This window comes from Sulfitobacter sp. PM12 (assembly GCF_045586035.1).
GTDB classification, from domain to species: Bacteria; Pseudomonadota; Alphaproteobacteria; order Rhodobacterales; family Rhodobacteraceae; genus Sulfitobacter; species Sulfitobacter pontiacus.
Map to the genome: position 1 here is coordinate 2,391,088 of NZ_CP151529.1, position 18,959 is coordinate 2,410,046.

At 61.3% G+C, this 18,959-nt stretch carries 18 protein-coding genes; 6 read left to right on the forward strand and 12 right to left on the reverse strand.

Features of this window, described 5'->3' with window-relative positions; genetic code table 11:
- Positions 1-7 precede the first annotated feature (7 nt).
- From murC to AADW22_RS11715, 4 genes are all read right to left on the reverse strand, one after another.
- On the reverse strand, positions 8-1,423 hold the full coding sequence (gene murC, locus AADW22_RS11700) for a UDP-N-acetylmuramate--L-alanine ligase (RefSeq protein WP_005854127.1): 1,416 nt from the start codon (positions 1,421-1,423) through the stop codon (positions 8-10).
- A complete protein-coding gene (locus AADW22_RS11705; RefSeq protein WP_132997314.1) occupies positions 1,420-2,520 on the reverse strand; it encodes a glycosyltransferase in 1,101 nt (366 codons plus the stop codon). Before AADW22_RS11705 ends, murC begins: the two co-directional genes overlap by 4 nt.
- Entirely contained in the window at positions 2,517-3,686 is a 1,170-nt protein-coding gene (gene ftsW, locus AADW22_RS11710) for a putative lipid II flippase FtsW (protein ID WP_005854131.1), read from the reverse strand. Before ftsW ends, AADW22_RS11705 begins: the two co-directional genes overlap by 4 nt.
- A 111-nt stretch (positions 3,687-3,797) precedes the next feature.
- Positions 3,798-4,325: a redoxin domain-containing protein gene (locus AADW22_RS11715; protein ID WP_005854133.1), complete on the reverse strand. Its 528-nt coding sequence runs from the start codon at positions 4,323-4,325 to the stop codon at positions 3,798-3,800.
- Between the two features lie 113 nt (positions 4,326-4,438).
- Between AADW22_RS11715 and AADW22_RS11720 the strand changes: the two genes are divergently transcribed.
- Both AADW22_RS11720 and AADW22_RS11725 read left to right on the forward strand, forming a co-directional pair.
- The gene (locus tag AADW22_RS11720) at positions 4,439-5,620 is read left to right on the forward strand and encodes an NAD(P)/FAD-dependent oxidoreductase (protein WP_407473770.1); all 1,182 of its coding nucleotides are present in this window, start codon (positions 4,439-4,441) and stop codon (positions 5,618-5,620) included.
- Between the two features lie 170 nt (positions 5,621-5,790).
- A complete protein-coding gene (locus AADW22_RS11725) occupies positions 5,791-6,174 on the forward strand; it encodes a nuclear transport factor 2 family protein (RefSeq protein WP_037944519.1) in 384 nt (127 codons plus the stop codon).
- 218 nt (positions 6,175-6,392) lie between these two features.
- Here AADW22_RS11725 and AADW22_RS11730 read toward each other — a convergent pair whose 3' ends face one another.
- The 4 genes from AADW22_RS11730 to AADW22_RS11745 form a co-directional block, all read right to left on the reverse strand.
- Positions 6,393-6,956 (reverse strand): MFS transporter, encoded by a 564-nt coding sequence (locus AADW22_RS11730; RefSeq protein WP_407473771.1) that lies wholly within the window; start codon positions 6,954-6,956, stop codon positions 6,393-6,395.
- Between the two features lie 65 nt (positions 6,957-7,021).
- Positions 7,022-7,594 (reverse strand): MFS transporter, encoded by a 573-nt coding sequence (locus AADW22_RS11735; RefSeq protein ID WP_407473772.1) that lies wholly within the window; start codon positions 7,592-7,594, stop codon positions 7,022-7,024.
- A 101-nt stretch (positions 7,595-7,695) separates the two neighbouring features.
- On the reverse strand, positions 7,696-8,781 hold the full coding sequence (locus tag AADW22_RS11740) for a flavin monoamine oxidase family protein (protein WP_407473773.1): 1,086 nt from the start codon (positions 8,779-8,781) through the stop codon (positions 7,696-7,698).
- Positions 8,782-8,970: 189 nt separating this feature from the next.
- Positions 8,971-9,651 (reverse strand): cupin domain-containing protein, encoded by a 681-nt coding sequence (locus tag AADW22_RS11745; RefSeq protein WP_260003163.1) that lies wholly within the window; start codon positions 9,649-9,651, stop codon positions 8,971-8,973.
- Between the two features lie 126 nt (positions 9,652-9,777).
- On the opposite strand from AADW22_RS11745, the gene AADW22_RS11750 reads away from it, so the two are divergent.
- The 3 genes from AADW22_RS11750 to AADW22_RS11760 all read left to right on the forward strand — a co-directional run bounded on the left by AADW22_RS11750 (position 9,778) and on the right by AADW22_RS11760 (position 12,136).
- Complete coding sequence (locus AADW22_RS11750; RefSeq protein ID WP_132997321.1) at positions 9,778-10,323, forward strand: TetR/AcrR family transcriptional regulator; 546 nt, start codon at positions 9,778-9,780, stop codon at positions 10,321-10,323.
- A 286-nt stretch (positions 10,324-10,609) separates the two neighbouring features.
- Positions 10,610-11,611 carry a YHYH protein gene (locus AADW22_RS11755; RefSeq protein WP_407473774.1) on the forward strand — a complete coding sequence of 334 codons (1,002 nt, stop codon included), beginning with the start codon at positions 10,610-10,612 and terminating at the stop codon, positions 11,609-11,611.
- Between the two features lie 12 nt (positions 11,612-11,623).
- Positions 11,624-12,136, forward strand: coding sequence for a hypothetical protein (locus AADW22_RS11760; RefSeq protein ID WP_407473775.1), 513 nt, complete (start codon positions 11,624-11,626; stop codon positions 12,134-12,136).
- Between the two features lie 261 nt (positions 12,137-12,397).
- Here AADW22_RS11760 and murD read toward each other — a convergent pair whose 3' ends face one another.
- Positions 12,398-13,801 carry a UDP-N-acetylmuramoyl-L-alanine--D-glutamate ligase gene (murD, locus tag AADW22_RS11765; RefSeq protein WP_407473776.1) on the reverse strand — a complete coding sequence of 468 codons (1,404 nt, stop codon included), beginning with the start codon at positions 13,799-13,801 and terminating at the stop codon, positions 12,398-12,400.
- Between the two features lie 46 nt (positions 13,802-13,847).
- On the opposite strand from murD, the gene AADW22_RS11770 reads away from it, so the two are divergent.
- Positions 13,848-14,759, forward strand: a complete 912-nt coding sequence (locus AADW22_RS11770; protein ID WP_235183792.1) for a glutaminase — start codon at positions 13,848-13,850, stop codon at positions 14,757-14,759.
- Between the two features lie 159 nt (positions 14,760-14,918).
- Here the strand turns inward: AADW22_RS11770 and mraY are convergent, their stop codons facing one another.
- The 3 genes from mraY to AADW22_RS11785 are packed head-to-tail and all read right to left on the reverse strand — an operon-like array spanning position 14,919 to position 18,947.
- Positions 14,919-16,001, reverse strand: a complete 1,083-nt coding sequence (gene mraY, locus AADW22_RS11775) for a phospho-N-acetylmuramoyl-pentapeptide-transferase (RefSeq protein ID WP_005854153.1) — start codon at positions 15,999-16,001, stop codon at positions 14,919-14,921.
- A 31-nt stretch (positions 16,002-16,032) separates the two neighbouring features.
- A complete protein-coding gene (gene murF / locus AADW22_RS11780; protein ID WP_407473777.1) occupies positions 16,033-17,469 on the reverse strand; it encodes a UDP-N-acetylmuramoyl-tripeptide--D-alanyl-D-alanine ligase in 1,437 nt (478 codons plus the stop codon).
- Positions 17,466-18,947, reverse strand: a complete 1,482-nt coding sequence (locus AADW22_RS11785) for a UDP-N-acetylmuramoyl-L-alanyl-D-glutamate--2,6-diaminopimelate ligase (protein ID WP_407473778.1) — start codon at positions 18,945-18,947, stop codon at positions 17,466-17,468. Before AADW22_RS11785 ends, murF begins: the two co-directional genes overlap by 4 nt.
- Positions 18,948-18,959 lie beyond the last annotated feature (12 nt).

Below are 18,959 nucleotides of genomic sequence, written 5' to 3' on the forward strand. Positions count from 1 at the left end.
GCGCCATTCAGACGGCTTCCTTCTTCAAGGCTTCAAGCGCAGCAGGCAAGGCGTTGGCCCAGGTGCTGATTGTCCCTGCCCCAAGGCAGACAACCATATCCCCCGGCCCTGCCTGTTCGCGCACCAGTCGCGCGAGATCATCCTCGCTTTGGACGGCGCGGGCGTGGCGGTGACCATGACGGATCAACCCTGCGACCAGATCATCGCGCCCTGCGCCCTCGATCGGGGCCTCGCCCGCGGCATAGACCTCGGCGATGCCAACAACATCGGCATCGTTGAAACAGGCGCAAAATTCCTCGAAATGGTGGTGCAAACGGCTGTAGCGGTGGGGCTGGTGGACCGCGATCACGCGCCCTTCGGTGGCCTGACGTGCGGCTTTCAGCACGGCGGTAATCTCGACCGGGTGGTGACCGTAGTCGTCGATGATCGTGACGCCATCCACCTCGCCCACTTTGGTAAAGCGACGGTTCACGCCGCCGAACCCAGCAAGCGCGGCACGGATTTCTTCGGTTTTCATGCCAAGGTGGCGCGACACGGCAACCGCCGCCATCGCGTTTGACACGTTGTGATCCCCGGGCATCGGCAGGCTGCAATCCTTGATCGTGATGCCTTCGGTCTGGAACATGATATCGAAATGCGCCACGCCCGCCTTGTAGTGCAGGTTGACTGCGCGCACGTCGGCCTGGGTGTTGAAGCCATAGGTCATGACACGGCGGTCGGTGATCTTGCCGACCAAAGCCTGCACCTCGGGGTGGTCGATGCAGCAGACCGCCAGCCCGTAGAAAGGAATGTTCGAGACGAAATCCAGAAACCCTTTGCGCAGGGTATCGAAGTCGCCCCAATGCTCCATATGCTCGGGGTCGATATTGGTCACGATGGCAATGGTCGCGGGCAGACGGTTGAAGGTGCCGTCGGATTCATCCGCCTCGACCACCATCCATTCGCCCTGCCCCATCCGCGCGTTCGACCCGTAAGCATGGATGATCCCGCCGTTCACCACCGTCGGATCGATCCCGCCGTTGACCAGCAGTTCGGCCACCATCGTCGTTGTGGTGGTCTTGCCGTGGGTTCCGGCCACCGCAATGTTGGATTTCAGGCGCATCAGCTCTGCCAGCATCTCGGCGCGGCGCACGATAGGAAGGCCCGCCACCCGTGCGGCATCCAGTTCAGGGTTGCCCGGCTTGATCGCGGAAGAGATCACGACAACCGCGGCCCCTTCGATATTCGCGGCCTCCTGCCCTTCGAACACCGTCGCGCCAAGGTCCACCAGACGGTCGGTGATCTTGGTCGATTTCAGGTCCGACCCCTGCACGCGGTAACCGTGGTTCAACAACACTTCCGCAATGCCGGACATGCCGATACCGCCAATACCCACGAAATGGATCGGGCCCACATCGGTGGGGAGTTTCGTGGCTGCGTTCATCGTTTCTTTCCTTCGGTTGCCAGGGTTTCCACCATCTGGGCGAGTTCTTCTGCGGCGTCCGGCTTGGCGACAGACAGGGCGGCACGCGCCATCTGCTGTGCGCCCTCTGCATGGGTCAGCACCATTTCGATCTGGGCCCGCAGACTGTCGGGATTGGCCATGTTTTCGGGCACCATGATCGCGGCACCGGCGTCCACCAATCCACGGGCATTGGCCGTCTGATGATCGCCCGTCGCCGCCGCAAATGGGATCAGGATCGACGGCCGCCCGATGATAGAGATATCGGCAACGCTGGACGCGCCAGCGCGGCTGATCACCAGCTGGGCTTCGGACATGCGCCGCGGCACGTCATGGAAAAACGGTTGCACATCGGCATTGATCCCGTTTTCGGCGTAAAAGGTAGCGACCCGTTGGCCATCCTCGTCCCGCGCCTGATGGCTGACACGGATATTGCGCAGCAGTTCCATCGGCAGATCGGCGATGGCGGGGGGGATCACCTCGCTCAAGATGCGCGCGCCCTGGCTGCCGCCCATCACCAACAGCTCCATCGGGTAGTCACCCGGCGCGATATAGCCCGCGCCCGCACGCTCCAGCACCGCGGCACGCACCGGATTGCCGGTGTGTTCGGCGCTGACACCATCGGGCAATGTGGTCGGCCATGTGCCGCAAGCCACGGCATCAACATGTTTGGAAAACAGATCATTGACCCGACCGAGCACGCCGTTTTGTTCGTGGATCATCCGGGGCTTGCGCAGCACCCAGGCCGCTGTCAGCGCGGGAATCGACGGATACCCGCCAAAGCCGACAACCACATCAGGCTTGTCGCGCAGCATACCGAAAATGCCGCCAAGCACACCGCCCAGAATACGAAACGGCGCGATGGCCTTGGCCACCAGACCGCCGCGCGCGAAAGTGGCGCTGCTGACCTGCTGAATCTCGACCGCCTCGGGGAAACCGCCGGTATAGCGCGCACCACGCGCGTCGGTGGACAGCTTTACCCGCCAGCCCCGCGCCAGCATGACTTCGGCAAGCGCTTGGGCGGGAAACATATGCCCCCCTGTCCCCCCTGCGGCGATGACCAGCAGCGGCGCCGTCATCGGGCACGGCTCCGGCCCAATAGATCAGAGATCTGGCCCTGTGGTCGTGTACGGGTAAACGCCAGCAACATGCCCACGGCGATGCCGGAGGCGATCACCGACGACCCGCCGTAGCTAACGAAAGGCAACGTCATACCCTTGGCGGGCAGCAGCCGCACAGCCACGCCCATGTTGATCATCGCCTGCACGCCGAACATGCAGGCCAGCCCGGTGCCCGCCAGACGGATAAAGGGATCACGCTCGCGCACCAGACGCAGCAGCGACCGCACCACGATCACGGCGTAAAGCGCGATCACACACATCACGAGGATCAGGCCGTACTCTTCGGCAGCAACGGCGATGATGAAATCGGTATGCGCATCGGGCAGCGACCATTTCACCTGCCCCTCGCCCACGCCGACCCCGAACAGACCGCCTTCGCGGATCGCATCGGTGGCATAGCCAAGCTGCGTGCGCGGATCGATGTCGGGCGACAGGAACCCATCAATCCGCCGGGCAAAGTGTTCAGAGTTGGAATAGGCAAAAGTCCCCGCCAAGACGACCAGCCCGGCCATGCCCACCAGCAGCACCAACGGCGCACCGGCTACGAAATACATGACCCCCCAGCCGAACAGGACCAGACAGGCCTGACCAAAGTCGGGCTGCAACGCCAGCATCAGCACGATGGAAATACACAGCGCAAAGGACCACGTCTTGCCCGGAGGGCCGTTGATCTCGAGCGCGGCCGCCATCATCCACGCCGCCACAACGACAAAACCGGGCTTGAGGAACTCTGACGGCTGGAAGGACGCAAAGCCCATGGAGTACCAGCGCACAGCACCTTTGCCAAAGTCGGTACCAAAGAACGGCAGCAAAGCCAGCGCCACAAAGGACACCAGAAAGCCGACAATCGCCAGACGCCGCACCATCACCGGCGTCATCATCGACGTCAGCACCATGGCAATCACGGCAAGCACACCGAAAACAGCCTGTCGCTGCACATAATGAAAAGAGTCAAAGCCGTTTTTCGCGGCCAAGGGCGGGGAGGCCGCCAGCCCCAGCAACATGCCCACGGCAAACAGCAGGAGGATGCAGGACATCGCCCATTTGTCGATCGTACGCCACCATTTGGGAAGAATCGGTTCGCCATCCCGAACGGGAACCGCGCCATAGACCATTTCTGTCATGGGACCTGCCTTACACTGCCTCGTTCCGCCCCTTTTCGGGGTCTATCTTGCAGTGTAGCGCGAAAGGTCACGCGGGGCTAGTCTGTTTTAACCAGCCCCGCGCAAAGCTGCCTATGCCCCCGCGTGCGTGCCGCGGATCGGATAGTCGTTGTCACGCACAAACTTGATCCCGTTCAGCAGCCCCTCCAGATCAGGCCGCGCGAAGGGCGCGTTCGAGATGTCGAGGATCTGGATATTGCCGTCGCCATTCACCACGAAAACGCCGGGCTCTGCGAAAGGCTGATCGGTTTCTTGCGGGCTGCGCGGGTCAGAGACATAGAGCCCCAGTTCGCGCATCTGTGCGATGCTCATGTCATAGCCGATGGTCAGGGACAGATCCTGCTCTTGCGCCATCTCGCGCGCCTTGTCTTTCGGATCACCCGACACGGCAACAACGTCCACACCTGCCTTGTTGAAATCCGCGACCAACCCGTCCAGCGTCGACAGGTATTTTTTGCAGATCGGGCAATGCAGACCGCGATAGACGACCACCAGTTGCCAGTCATGATCGCCCCGCGGGGTGCCAAGGGTCAGCATGCCGCCTTGCAGCTCTGCCACGGTCAGTTTCGGAAATGCGTTGCCTGCGTCCAATACGTTCATCGGGTCTCTCCTTTAATTGCTTCGTCTCTCACGGAATTAGTCTTCATGCGCCGGGTTACCACCCCGCTCACGGCCACTTGACCGGCTTGCGTGGCGGGGGCTATGGCGGGGCCATGCAATATGACACGGTAATTTTAGGCGCAGGGGCCGCAGGCATGATGTGCGCGGCCCACGCGGGCGGATCGGTGCTGGTCGTGGATCACGCCAAAGCACCGGGCGAGAAAATCCGCATTTCGGGCGGCGGGCGCTGCAATTTCACCAATATGCACTGCACGCCCGATGCCTTCATCTGCGCCAACCCCCATTTCGCCAAATCGGCGCTGGCACGTTATACCCAGTGGGATTTCATCGAACTGGTAGACGCACATGGGATCGCGTGGCACGAAAAGACCCTCGGCCAGCTCTTCTGCGACACTTCCGCCAAAGAGATCGTCGCCATGCTGCGCGGCCTGATGCAAAAAGCCGGTGTTGACCTGCGGCTGCACAGCACGCTGACAGATATCGCCGCGCGTGATGCCGGATATAGCATGACCTTGCACACGCCCGACGGCACCACGCCGATCACCACGCGCAACTTTGTCGTTGCCTCTGGCGGGAAATCCATCCCCAAGATGGGGGCGACGGGGCGCGCCTACGAGATCGCCGCGCAGATGGGTATCCCCGTCACCGACACGCGGGCGGGGCTGGTGCCCTTCACCTTTACCGACGCCCGTTTCGCGCCCATATCCGGCACCGCAACGCCCGCGCGGGTGACTGCCCAAGGCCCCTCCTTTGACGAAGCCTTGCTGTTCACCCACCGTGGCCTCTCCGGCCCCGCCGTGCTGCAAGCTTCAAGCTACTGGACCGAAGGCGCGCCGATCACGGTGAACCTGCTGCCCGACAGTGATCTGCTGACCAAGCTGCGCAGCCAACGCCAGACCTATGGCCGCCGCAACCTGACGACAGAGCTTTCCCACCACCTGCCCGCGCGGCTGGTGGATCATCTGTCGGGGATCATGGACCTTGGCGGCAACCTCGCCGATTGGTCGGATGCAAAACTCGGCACCCTGATCGACACGCTGTCGCATTGGGTGATGACCCCTTCTGGCACCGAAGGCTACCGCACCGCCGAAGTCACCCTCGGCGGGATCGACACCGACGCGCTGTCCTCCAAAACAATGGAGGCCAAGACACGCCCCGGTCTCTACTTCATTGGCGAGGCCGTCGACGTGACCGGATGGCTGGGCGGCTATAACTTCCAATGGGCCTGGTCGTCTGCCATGGCCTGCGCCGCACATATCGCACAGAAGCAATAGCTTCCAAATGGCCCTAAATCCCGGGGGAGCCGCCATAGGCGGCGGGGGCAGCGCCCCCAGCCCGACACCATCGACCCAAAGCTGTCATCGACGCATGGAAGCGACCCCGCAATGCAGCTTCCCCAATGCAGACATGCGCCACACTATCGGTAAATCCAGAAAGGAAGACCATGCGTGACCCAGAAACCGACAAGGCCAACGTCATCGCCTTTTACGAAATGATGTTCAATGATTGCCGCCCCGCCGACGCCATAGCGCGCTACGCCGGAGCGCAGTACATTCAGCACAATCCCCATGTGGCGGACGGCAAGGCGGCCTTCGTTGACTATTTCGAACGGATGGCCCGCGAACATCCGGGTAAACATGTCGAGGTCAAGCGGTCATTCGTGGACGGTGATCATGTGATCCTGCATTGTCATCAGCTATGGCCCAACGGTCCCGATTATGCAGGGATGGACATTTTCCGTCTCGATGATCAAGGCAAGATCGTCGAGCATTGGGACGTGCTTCAGGAAATGCCTGTACAAAGTAACAACGACAACGGGATGTTTTGATGCAATGAATGCCGTGCGAGCACAGCAATGAAAGGCCAAAGCTATGCGTTGGCATTTTTTCCAAGAACCGAGCCGCAAGCCCTTTAACAGCGTCGACAATCAACGTGCCGCCAACCCCAACAAGCGTCGCAGTTATAAGAACTTGTGACGCAGGCATGTTACGTTCTTCCTTGAGGTTGGCGTTACGTTGCAGTTTTTGAGACAATATTGGCACCGCCCTATACGCGCCGCGCCGCTTGCCAGACCAATGGCGCAAGCACAATGGCGATGAAGGGGAACATCATGAGATTGATGAGATGCCATCCCGACGCCTGCATCAACGCGCCGGAAAAGAACGAAAGCGCCGCGACTGTGCCGAAGACGGCGAAATCATTCAGCCCTTGGGCACGCCCGCGCTCGGCCTCTGTATGCGCGGCAGCTACCATCGCAGTCGCTCCGATGAAGCCAAAGTTCCACCCGATCCCAAGAAGGATGAGAGAGATAAAGAAATGCCTCAGATCCAGACCGGTCAGCGCAACAGCACCTGAAATGCCGATGATGATCAGGCCAGCGGCGGTGACCTTTTCCTTGCCGAACCGGGCGATCAGCTTGCCCGTCACAAGGCTTGGCGCGAACATCGCCAGCACATGCCACTGAATACCCCAGGCTGCGTGGTCAATCGAATGCCCGCACCCGACCATCGCCAGCGGTGCGGCCGTCATGACAAATGACATAAGCCCGTAAGACACCACGCCAGCGGCGACCCCAAGCATGTATTTAGGCGACGCCAGAAGTTGGAGCACGGTGCGCCCCCCGTCATCGGAAGACGTTTGGGCTGTCGCTGCGGGTTGGCGGCCCCTTAACCGGGTCAGAACAAAAAACGCGTGAGCGCCAGCGCCGCTTGGCTCAGGAAACTGCCCGCAAAGGGCACGCCCGGCACAGCGTCGCGCGTGGCAATGACCAGTTGCGGGCCGATAATGGCAGCGATCAGCCCGCCGACCATGACCCATGAAATGGCGCGCCCCCTGTCTGCCCCTTCGCGCCCGTCGGCAGCTGCGAAACGGTAAGACTGGACATAAGAGGCATAGAGCCCCGCCAGAAACGTTCCCAAACAGAAGAATATGAACGCCCCAAAGGATATCGCACCAGCGGCGACCAATCCCGACAACACGCCGATCATCGCGCCCAGAAGATAACCGCTGCGCCGCCCGTATTGTCGCATGATCCAAGCGGCAGGCACCGTTCCAAGGGCAAGCCCGAGATTATAGATGCTGACCGGCAGGGTCGCCAAAGCAGGGTCAGTCGCGAGATCCTGACCAACCAATCCCCCCAGCGAGATCACAATCGGTCCGCTGGCAGCCCCTAAAGATTGGGCGAGGATCAGCACCGTAAGGTTGCGCCGGAACCCGGCGGTTTCAGTCCGGTCTATTGTCTGTGTCATCATTTTTCATCCGTATGGCCACCATGCCCGTTGGATTGGCTTGGCGCGGCGTGTTTTCATTTTTCTATTGCATGCCCAAACCCCCTGCGGGCGGGTGGTGATCAGGTCTGCATGGGGTCGTGCAGCGCCAGCGTGCTGGCCGCATGTTCGGCCGCCTCTAATGCGCCCTCAAGAAAGCCTCCGAATTCCGGGGCGGTTTCGGTCGACGCAAATATCATCCCGCGTGCTGACAGGGCACGCAGGTTGGACGGCAAACCATAGCGGGGATGGCTTCGAACCGGTTGTCGGTCCTGTGGGCGCGCGATGTGGGGAATGGTCGCCCAGTCTTGCAAAACAAGGTGCATCGGGTTGGCCATTTCCGGCCCGAACATCGTCGTCAGCTGCGTCACCGCAAGGCGCATCATCTCATCTTTGTGCTGGGCACGCGCATCCGCAGGGACCCCGACAAAACCAAATAGCGCATAGGGACCGCCCTGCCTTGGCGAAGCATCATGGATTTCGACCATCGGCCCCTGCTGGCTCATGGCGTCGCCGGACAGCCCGGCATTTCGCCAATGAGGCTGGTCGTAAACCGCGACGATCTTGGCCTGACCAGCCATCCAGGTCGGCAGGTTTTGCAAAGCCTGCGTTTGGGCCGCATCCAGAGCGGGGTCAAAGGAGACGGTATCGGCAATGACCCGAGGCGGCATGGCCATCACGATCCTGTTGGCCGTGATGATCTGCGCTGTGCCGTTTTGATCAACCTGCGCCGTGATGTTGCCCGCCGAATGGTCGACCGACGTCAGTCGCGTGCTGGTCATGATCTTCGCCGGATCCAACCCTTTGGCCAAAGCATCGACCACAGAGCCGATCCCACCGGCCAAGCGGTAGGCCCCCTCCATAGAGGCATAGCCGCGCCCGCGCTGCACGGTGCCGTTTTGCTCTTGATAGACCAAGTCACCCGTCGAGAACTGCCCAAACACCGGGATCTGAAAGCGTTCCGCGAGGGCCGCCATGCGCGGCTGGCCCGGCCAGAACCACGCAGGCCCAAGGTCGAAGGCACCGCCCGAAAATTCTTTGGTCAGGATACGCCCGCCAAGGCGGTCCTGCGCTTCAACCAGCAAGAAATCGCGGCCTTGGCGGGCCAGATCGTCGGCAAGCGCAAGACCCGACAGGCCGCCGCCCACAATCAGAACATCGGTCTGCATCAGAACGCCCCTCCCATCGGCCTGAGGTCCAGCTCATGAGTCCAGGTGGACCGTGGTTGATCCACCAGCGCCAAATAGATGCGGGCAATATCGGCTGGCTTTTTCATCCGTATAGGGTCCATTCTGTGTAGGGCGCGGTTAGCAAGACCGGCACCCGCCCCGCCAATGATTGCAAGTGGATCTGACATCTTATCCCCCGACATTCGGCGCCGTCGGCGTGTCTGCAAGATGGCCAGATTTGACCCAAAGCCGCGCCCCATCAGGGCCGGAAACAGCGTTCAGCGGCGTGTGGGGCGGTAGGCGCAGCCAGGAATTGACCCCGAAGACCTCATCCCCTTCGATAAAGCTTCCTTCGACCACAAGGGCTTCGAACCCGTTGTGGCCGGCCTGTGTCACTGCCACGTTGGGCTCCCAAAGCTCGATCCGCACCCGTTCCTGCGCATCCTCGAACAGCGGGATTTCTGAAACACCCGCACGCACCGGCCGCGGGGTCTGGGTGGTGGTGTCTATGGTGATCTGCTGACGGTCATTCATGTCGAACTGCCACAGCTTGACGAAAATCACCGCCCCCTCGGCAGAGCTTGGGGTGTGCGAAGACGTCGGCGGGTTGCGCACATATGTGCCGACCGGAAAGTCACCGTGTTCATCCTGAAACACGCCCTCAAGCACCAGAAATTCTTCGCCGCCCGTATGGGTATGTGCCGAAAACGCGCTGCCCGGCGCATAGCGGACGATGGTCGTCGCCCGCGCGACTTCATCCCCGATCCGGTCCAGCATCCGCCGGTCCACGCCCTTCATCGGGGATGCAACCCACGGCTGCCGATCCGAATGTACAACGGCACGTTCATCGAAATTTTCGTTCAGGTTCATGGTACATCCTTCCGGTTCAGCGCGAAGCGGCGCCACATAGCTACCTATCAGTTGATAGGCTTCCAGTTAGATATTGCCCTCCTCGCTGTCAACACCTATCTACCACATGATAGACAGGAGCCCCAAATGCCGCAGACAATGAAAGACAAAATCCTTGATGCCGCTGAAAAGCGTGTCCGTGGTGCCGGTTTCTCGGCGATGAGCTTTCGCGACCTGGCAAGCGATGTCGGCATCAAAAGCGCAAGCGTTCACTATCACTTTCCGACCAAACCCGATCTGGGCGAAGCTTTGGTGGATCGCTACACTAGCCAGTTCAAGGAGCACCTTGAACAGATCGATACGGCCAGCTTGCAAACGGCGTTGGACAGCTACGTCGCGCTTTACTCTCAGGCTCTGGTCTTGGACGAAACCATCTGTCTTTGCGCGATCATGGGCGCAGAAGCGATCGGGCTGCCCAAGAATGTTAACCAGAAAACAAAAGCATTCTTCAAAATGAACAGGATGTGGCTGCTTGACCTGTTCCAACGCAATGGCGTCGAAAACCCTGAAGACACGTCCTGCCTCATCGTCGCGGCGCTGGAAGGCGGCATGATCGTTGCGTCATCCTCCGACGATCGTGCGATGTTCGACCAGATCGCCAAGGCCGCGATCCGAAGTATCGCCAAGATCTGACGTCAATACAGAGCGCTCTCGACTGCCGTGAACTGCGTTTGCACGTCGAGAAACTATATCACCGCCCCGAACAACCGCTTTTTGGCGGCCCGAAGTATCAAGCGCGTCATCTTGACCCCGTAAAGAGAATGCCCGCGCTCGGAAAATTCTAGGGCGCTATATTTCTGTTGAATAAAAACGACGGAAAGTTGGCACGTGTCCGTTTAAGGCCTAGCTTCGGCTTGGCAGCGCCTCGACCCGAAGTTGGAAGTAAAGATACCGACATCTCATGGGAGATCAGAAAATCATGTCCAGGAAAACTCTCTATGGGACAGCCGCCGCATCGGTTGTGCTGGCCGCCGCATCCCTGATCTATTCGCCTTCATCGGCTCAGAATGTGAAACAGTCGAATGACACTGCGGCGGTCGTTCAAGCCGCAAATTGGGCAGATCATGTCAAGATCACGGTCGATGCTGACGCAAAAACCTTCCGCTTCCAATCCAACGGCATCCCGGACCACGGTTTCGCGGAACAATATCTGATTCCAAGCGATCCCAACGATCAACCCTTTGCCGACAAGCCACTGGAATTCTTTGATGTGCAGAACTCTGCCGATTACTTCAAAGAGACCGAGATCGACGCGACAATCACAACGCAGCCGGTCTATTCAGATACATCAACGGACACCTCGCTGGGGAGAATTGGCGTGGCCTTGAGCGGCGCACAGATTTTCAACGACTATGAGAACCCCGACCGCTCCGTCGTTGCGATTGACGATCAGATTGTTCATGATCACGTGGCATTTCTGGACAACTGCAACGGGCACACGCTCGTGGACGGGACGAATTACCACTATCATGGCATCCCTGTTTGTATCGCCGAGGCCGCGGCGCAAGCCGGGCAACATTCGCGGATGATCGGTGTTTTGGCCGACGGCTTTCCGGTCTATGGCAACAATGATTTCGGTGGCATTGTCGTGGTGAATGACGATCTGGATGCGTGCAGCGGCCACTCCGGCCCGACGCCTGAATTCCCGGAAGGGATTTACCACTACCACCTTACGGCAGATGAAGCGCCCTATATGATCGACTGCTACCATGGTGAGGTCGACGTGGCCGCGAACAATGGCCCCGGTGGCGGTGGTGCCGCACCGGATTTTGCCGCAGTTGCCGATCAACTGGGCATCACAGAGGCTGAATTGGTCGGGGCGCTTGGTGACACGCGCCCGCCGGACTTTGCCGCGGCGGCTCAGGCACTTGGCGTCAGCGAAGCCGACCTGCGCGCAGCTATGCCCGCACCCGGCCAGTAAAGACCGGATCTGGTGGAAAAACTCGCCTATGCCATAATCGGGGCGTCGATGGCTGTCGTGGTCATGACGCTTTTACCCATGTCCCGCGCCCCCAATGCCCCCGTGTCACCTGACATCGGCAAGGCAACGATGGATATTGCAAGCGTGCCTGGCGCGATGCAAGCGCACCGGCATCCCCCGCGCGACGTCTCTGCCGAACTGCCACATCCAAGTGTCACGCATCTGGTATTTCCTGACGTGATGGGCGGGTATAATGTTCAAATCCTGCCCGTTCATTTCAAGTTCACACCCGCAGCGATCAATCACGCACCGAAAGACAACGAAGGTCATGCCCATATCTATGTGAATGGCGTGAAAATAGCGCGGGTCTATTCCAACTGGTATCATCTGTCGGGCACTTCACTGGTGCCTGGCGAAAATGAAGTCAGAGTGACGTTGAACGCAAATGATCACAGCGCATGGTCGGTGAACGGCGTCCCGATTTCATCAACCGTCAAGGTTTTCACCCCCGAGACCGACCCATAGATCACGTCTTTGAAACAAGGCCGAACCTCTGGTTGCGTATCCCCGATACGCCGCAAGTAAATCTCGTCGGTTCTCGGCCGCATACGACTAGGATCAAGCCATTTTTCTTCGATAGCCGGCCTCGAAACCTGCATTCCTAAACAAGCCATCAATTATCCGATGGCCCCGATCAAACAATCAGTCACGCGCCACAATCTGGACCGGAGCAGACCGAAACACCGCAATCATTACCCATTCGGCGCTCCTTCCCCATAAACGCAGTTACGTGTCCGTCAGATGCTTCTGGACCTGCGCGACAAAGTCCTCTCCGCGGCGCTCGAAACTGTCGTATTGGTCAAAGCTCGCCGCCGCAGGGGCCAGCAGAACGACGTCCCCCGCCTCTGCATCCTCGACAGCGCGTGCAACCGCGACGTCCATCGTGCCACAGACCTCGGCCTCGACCCCCAGTTTCATGGCAAACTGCGCCGCCTCGCGCCCGATCACATAGGCTTTGCGCACCGTCTCCAGCGGTTCTGACAAACTGCCCAAACCGCCCTCTTTCTCAAGCCCGCCGCAGATCCAGCGGATGTTCCTGAACGCCGCCAGTGCCTTGACCGCACTGTCCACATTGGTCGCCTTGCTGTCATTGACGAAGCGCACGCCGCCCGCCTCGCCCACGGTCTGGCTGCGGTGCGGCAGGCCGCCAAAGGAATGGAACGCCGCTTCGATGATCTTGGGCGCGAACCCCAGCGTGCGACAGGCGGCATACGCGGCACAGGCGTTCTGGTGGTTATGCGCGCCGGGCAAGCCGGTGATGCTGCGCAGATCGATGGACCCGATCTGCTTGCCGCCGCGATATTCCGACAAGAAGCCTTTGCGCGCGAAGACCTGCCAACCAAGACCCGTGAGCTTACGGTCCACCGACACGCGGATCACCCGGTCGTCGGCCGCCCCTTCGCTGAGCTGTCCCGCCAGAAAACGCCCTTCGGGTTCATCCACGCCAATGACGGCACGATCCGGCCCGCCTTCCGCAAAGAGCCGCCGTTTGGCCGCGAAATAGCCGCCCATGCCCGCATGGCGATCCAGATGATCGGGGCTAAGGTTGGTGAAGACGGCGACATCCGGCGTCAGATTGCGCGCCAGATCGGTCTGGTAGCTCGACAGCTCCAGCACCACGACCTCGCCGTCAATGGCAGGCTCTATGTCCAGCACCCCGCGACCGATATTTCCCGCCAGCTGCGTCGGGCGGCCCGCGTGTTTGAGAATGTGATGCACCAACGCCGAGGTGGTGGATTTCCCGTTCGACCCGGTGATCGCGATGATCTTGGGCACCACGTCAAAATTATCCCAGGCCAGCGTCGCGAAGCTTTGAAAGAACAGCCCGATGTCATTGTCCACTGGCACACCTGCGTCCTGCGCGGCGACGATCACCGGGTTCGGTGCCGGATAAAGATGCGGGATGCCGGGCGATACGATCAGCCGCGCGATGTCATCAAAGACGCCGGCTTTGCTCAGATCCACACAATCGAACCCTTCGGCCTGCGCGGCGGCGCGCGCGGCGGGGTTGTCATCCCAACAGATAGGCACAGCGCCCCCGGCGGCCAGCGCACGGGCCGCAGATAGCCCCGACCGCCCGAGCCCCAGAATGGCGACCTTTGCGCCGGTCAAACCTTGAACTGGTATCATGCCTGCTCTCCTGTTAGCGATGACCCTGAAACTTTCGGAGCCCCTTATGCCCCCTCTGCCAGAGATTTTAGCCCAGCTCAACGCCGACATGCGCGCCACGGATGACTGGGGAGACGTGGCAGCCTATATCCCGCAGCTGGCCTCTGTCGATCCTGCACAATTCGGTATCGCGATCACCACCGCGGACGGCGAGGTCTTTACCGCCGGCGATGCCGATACGCCGTTTTCCGTGCAATCCATCACCAAGGTCTTCACCCTTGCCATCGCCCTTGGACGGTCAGGCGACCAGCTGTGGAAGCGCGTGGGCCGCGAGCCATCGGGGCGTGCGTTCAATTCCATCGTGCAGCTTGAGGCCGAACAGGGCCGCCCGCGCAATCCGTTCATCAACGCCGGTGCCATTGTCACCACGGACGAGGTGCTCACGGGCCGCGAACCGCGCGAGACCCTTGCCGAAATCCTGCAATTCGTGCGCGCCGCTGCCAGTGACGACGACATCCACATCAACGAAACCGTCGCGGCCTCTGAAACCGCCCATGGCCACCGCAACTTTGCCTTGGCGCATTTTCTGGCCTCCTGCGGAAACCTGAACAACCCGCCGGAGAAGACGCTCGGCACTTATTTTCACCACTGCGCCATCGACATGTCCGCGCGGCAACTGGCCATGGCCGGACGGTTCCTGATCGAAACCGACAAGCTGCCCCGCATGATCCTGCCGCCCCGCATCCGGCGTCTCAATGCGCTGATGCTCACCTGCGGGCATTATGATGGGTCGGGCGATTTTGCCTACCGCGTAGGGCTTCCGGCGAAATCCGGTGTGGGCGGCGGTATTCTTGCCATCGTCCCCGGCCGCGCCAGCATCGCCGTCTGGTCCCCCGGTCTGAACCGCTATGGCAACTCGAAAAAAGGCACCCAGGCCATGGCCCGCCTCGCGCGCGAAATGGGCTGGTCGATCTTCTGACGCCCCCCGCGTCAAGCCTCGCCCGCCCTTCATTTTGCCAAATAAACTCCGGGGGACGCGGCCCCTTGGCCGCGCGGGGGCTGGCCCCCGTCCGCCATAAAAAAACGCGCCACATCCCTGCAGCGCGCCCTCTTGTTTCTTTCCGCTTTGATAAACGGCTCAGCGGACCTTCAGCGTCGCCAGCCCGATCATCGCGAGGATCAAAGAGATGATCCAGAAGCGGATGACGATCTGCGGCTCGGCCCAGCCTTTCTTTTCATAGTGATGGTGGATCGGCGCCATCAGGAAGACCCGTTTGCCCGTGCGTTTGAAATAGAGCACCTGAATGATCACCGACAGCGCCTCGACCACAAACAGGCCGCCGACGATGGCCAGCACCAATTCGTGCTTGGTGGCAACCGCGATGGCCCCCAATGCCCCGCCAAGGGCTAGCGATCCGGTGTCGCCCATAAAGACCGCGGCGGGGGGCGCGTTATACCACAAAAAGCCCAGACCACCGCCAAAGATACCGGCGGTAAAGACCAGAATCTCGCCCGTCCCCGGCACATAGTGCACGTCCAGATATTCGGTGAAATCGACGCGGCCGACGGCATAGGCGATCACGCCAAGCGCTCCGGCGGCGATCATCACGGGCATGATCGCCAGCCCGTCCAGCCCGTCCGTCAGGTTCACCGCATTCGCCGCCCCCACGATCACGATGATCGAGAAGGGCACGAACAGATATCCAAGGTTGATCAGCGTGTTCTTGAACACGGGCAGTGCCAGTTGGTTCTGCAACTCTGCGGGGTGAAACTGCGCCGCCCAATAGGCCGCGCTGCCCGCGATGATAAAGCCAAGCAACAGACGCATTCTGCTGGAAACACCAGCGGTCGTCTGCTTGCTGACCTTGGCGTAGTCATCGGCAAACCCGATGGCGGCAAATGCCATTGTCACCAGCAGCACCATCCAGACAAACGGGTTGTCCAGCCGCGCCCACAGCAGGGTAGAGGTCAGCAAGGCCCCCACAATCAGCAGCCCGCCCATGGTCGGCGTCCCCGCCTTGACAAAATGCCCCTCGGGACCGTCATCCCGGATCGGTTGGCCCTTGCCCTGCCGCTTGCGCAGCACGGCGATCAGCGGCTTGCCGAACAGAAAGCCAAACACCAGCGCTGTCAGGAAGGCCCCACCGGCGCGGAAGGTGATGTAGCGGAAAAGGTTAAAGAAATCGCCGCCATCTGACAGGAGGGTCAACCAATAGAGCATCGTACGCGTCCTAACTCAAAATCTTGTGGGCTTAGCCCTGTCGTTCATTCGGGACCGGATGGCCCATTTTGCGGATCGCGTCAACGATCAGCCCTAGTTTCATGGACAAGGAGCCTTTGGCGAGCACAACATCGCCACTGTCCAGATGCGACGAAAGCGCGGGCAGCAGATCGGCGGCGGTCTCGGCCCATTCCCCGCGTTGATGCGCGGGCAGCAGGTCATAGAGCGACTTCATCAGCGGGCCCACACAGTGGATCACATCCAGCTTTTTGGTGGCGTCAAGATGCGCGAGCCCTGCGTGCAGGGCGATCTCGTCCGGTCCCAGCTCCTTCATGTCGCCCAGATAGGCGATGCGCCGCCCCTTGCTGACGCGGCCGATATCATGGGTCACCTCGGCGGCGGCCAGCACCTCTAGGGCGGCGGCCATCGACGTGGGATTCGCGTTATAGCTGTCATCAATCAGGTTCAGCGTCAGATGGGTGTCGACCACGTCAAGATGGATGACCTCTCGCACGCCGCGCCCCTTATACGGTGTCCAGCGTCCCAACGAGGCCGCAGCCAGCGCCAGATCAGCCCCCATGGCCTGTGCAGAGGCCAAGGCCCCCAAGGCGTTCATCGCGAAATGCCGTCCCGGCGTTCCGATCTTGAACAGCAGTGGTGTGCCGTCCGCGCCGGCGCGCACGACGGTGGTGTCGCCTTGCACCTGCACATCCAGCAGTTTGAACTGATAGCCATGCTCGCCAAATTCAACCTCGCGCAGGCGGCGATCCACGGCCTTGGCCATCAGGATCGCGGCGTGTTCGATGTCAGCGTTGATCACCGCCACGCCCCCCGGTTGCAGCCCGTCAAAAACGGCGGCTTTCTCGACCGCGATTTCCGCGACATTGGCAAAGGCTTCCAGATGCACCGCGGCGACGGTGGTGACCATCGCGACATCCGGCTTGGCCATCTGCGCCAGCGGAGAGATCTCTCCGGGGTGGTTCATGCCGATCTCGATCACGGCATATTCTGTATCCGCAGGCATCCGCGCCAGTGTCAGCGGCACACCCCAGTGGTTGTTATAGCTGTCGACAGAGGCATGTGCCCGCCCCTGGTCGGCAAAGATCGCAAGCAGCATTTCCTTGGTCGAGGTCTTGCCGACGCTGCCCGTCACCGCGACGACCTTGGCCTGCGTTCGGGCCCGCGCGGCGGCACCAAGCGCCTCCAGGGCCCTCAGCACATCCTCGACGATCAGCAGCGGAGCATCCTCGGCCACGCCCTCGGGCACATGGGTGACCAGCGCGGCCCCTGCCCCTTTTTCCAGCGCCATGGTGACAAAATCATGCCCGTCGCGCACGTCTTTCAGCGCGACAAACAGATCCCCCGGTGCAAGGGTGCGGGTATCAATCGACACGCCGTCACAGGTCCAGTCCCCGATGGCGCGGCCGCCGGTGGCGCTTTCGGCCTCTTTTGCTGTCCACAAGCTCATGCCAATCTCCCATCCAGCGCCGCGACGGCGACGCTGGCCTGTTCCACATCATCAAAGGGTAGCACATCGTCACCGATGGTCTGTCCGGTTTCATGGCCCTTGCCCGCGATCAGCAGCGCGTCGCCCGTGCCGATGGCGTCGATGCCCCGCAGGATCGCCTCGGCACGGTCGCCCACCTCGGTCGCTTCTGGCGCGCCCTCCATGACGGCAGCACGGATGGTCGCCGGATCTTCAGAGCGCGGGTTGTCATCGGTCACGAACACCAGATCCGCATGGGCCGCCGCCGCCTGCCCCATCAGCGGGCGTTTGGCGCGGTCACGGTCGCCGCCTGCGCCCACGATAGCGACCAGCCGGCCCATGACATGGGGGCGCATCGCTTGCAGCGCGGTGGCAATGGCGTCGGGGGTATGGGCGTAATCCACAAACACCGCCCCGCCATTGTCCCGTGTGGCGGCAAGCTGCATGCGGCCGCGCACGGTGGTCAGATGCGGCAGAGTATCGAACACATGGGCGGGGTCCGCCCCGCAGGCAATCACCAGCCCCGCCGCGAGCAACACGTTGTCCGCCTGAAACCCGCCAATGAGGTTCAGACGTTTCTGGTAGGTCTTGCCGCGATAGCTGAACCGCAGGTCCTGCCCCGTCGCATCAAAGCGCTGCCCCGTCAGATGCAGATCGCCGCCGTCGCGCCCCACGGTAATCACCTCGCAGCCGCGAGCGCGTGCGATGGCGACCATATCGACCCCTTTGGGATCATCGATATTGATCACCGCCGTGCCGTCCTCGGGCAGCACCCGCGAGAACAGTCCGGCCTTGGCGTCGAAATAGGCCTCGAAGGTCTCGTGGTAGTCGAGATGGTCTTGGGTAAAATTCGTGAACCCCGCCGCCTTGAGCGTCACGCCATCCAGCCGTCGCTGGTCCAGCCCGTGGCTCGACGCTTCCATCGCGGCGTGGGTGATGCCGTTGGCAGAGGCCTCGGCAAGGGTGCGGTGCAGGGTGATGGGCTCGGGCGTGGTATGCGCCAGCGGTGCGGTCCATGCGCCTTCCACGCCAGTGGTGCCAAGGTTAACAGCCGCCACCCCCATCTCGATCCAGATTTGCCGCACGAAGGTGCTGACAGAGGTTTTGCCATTGGTGCCGGTGACGGCAATCATCGTCTGCGGCTGCGCGCCGTACCACAGGGCTGCCGCGCGCGACAGCGCCTCGCGGGGGGCATCGGTGACGACAAGGGCCACGTCAGCCTGTGCCAGCGAGTCAGCGGCCAGCGTGGCACCCTCGGCGTCGGTCAACACCGCCACCGCGCCCATGCGCAGCGCATATTGGATAAACTCGGCCCCATGGACCTTGCTGCCGGGCATGGCGGCGAAGAGGGTGCCGGGCTGGACCTGACGGCTGTCGACGCTGATACCTGCAATGGGCGGGTTGCCCCCCCCTTTCGCGGTCAGACCAAGGGAGGATAACGGGACGGCCTGTGTGCCCATGGGGACGCTCTT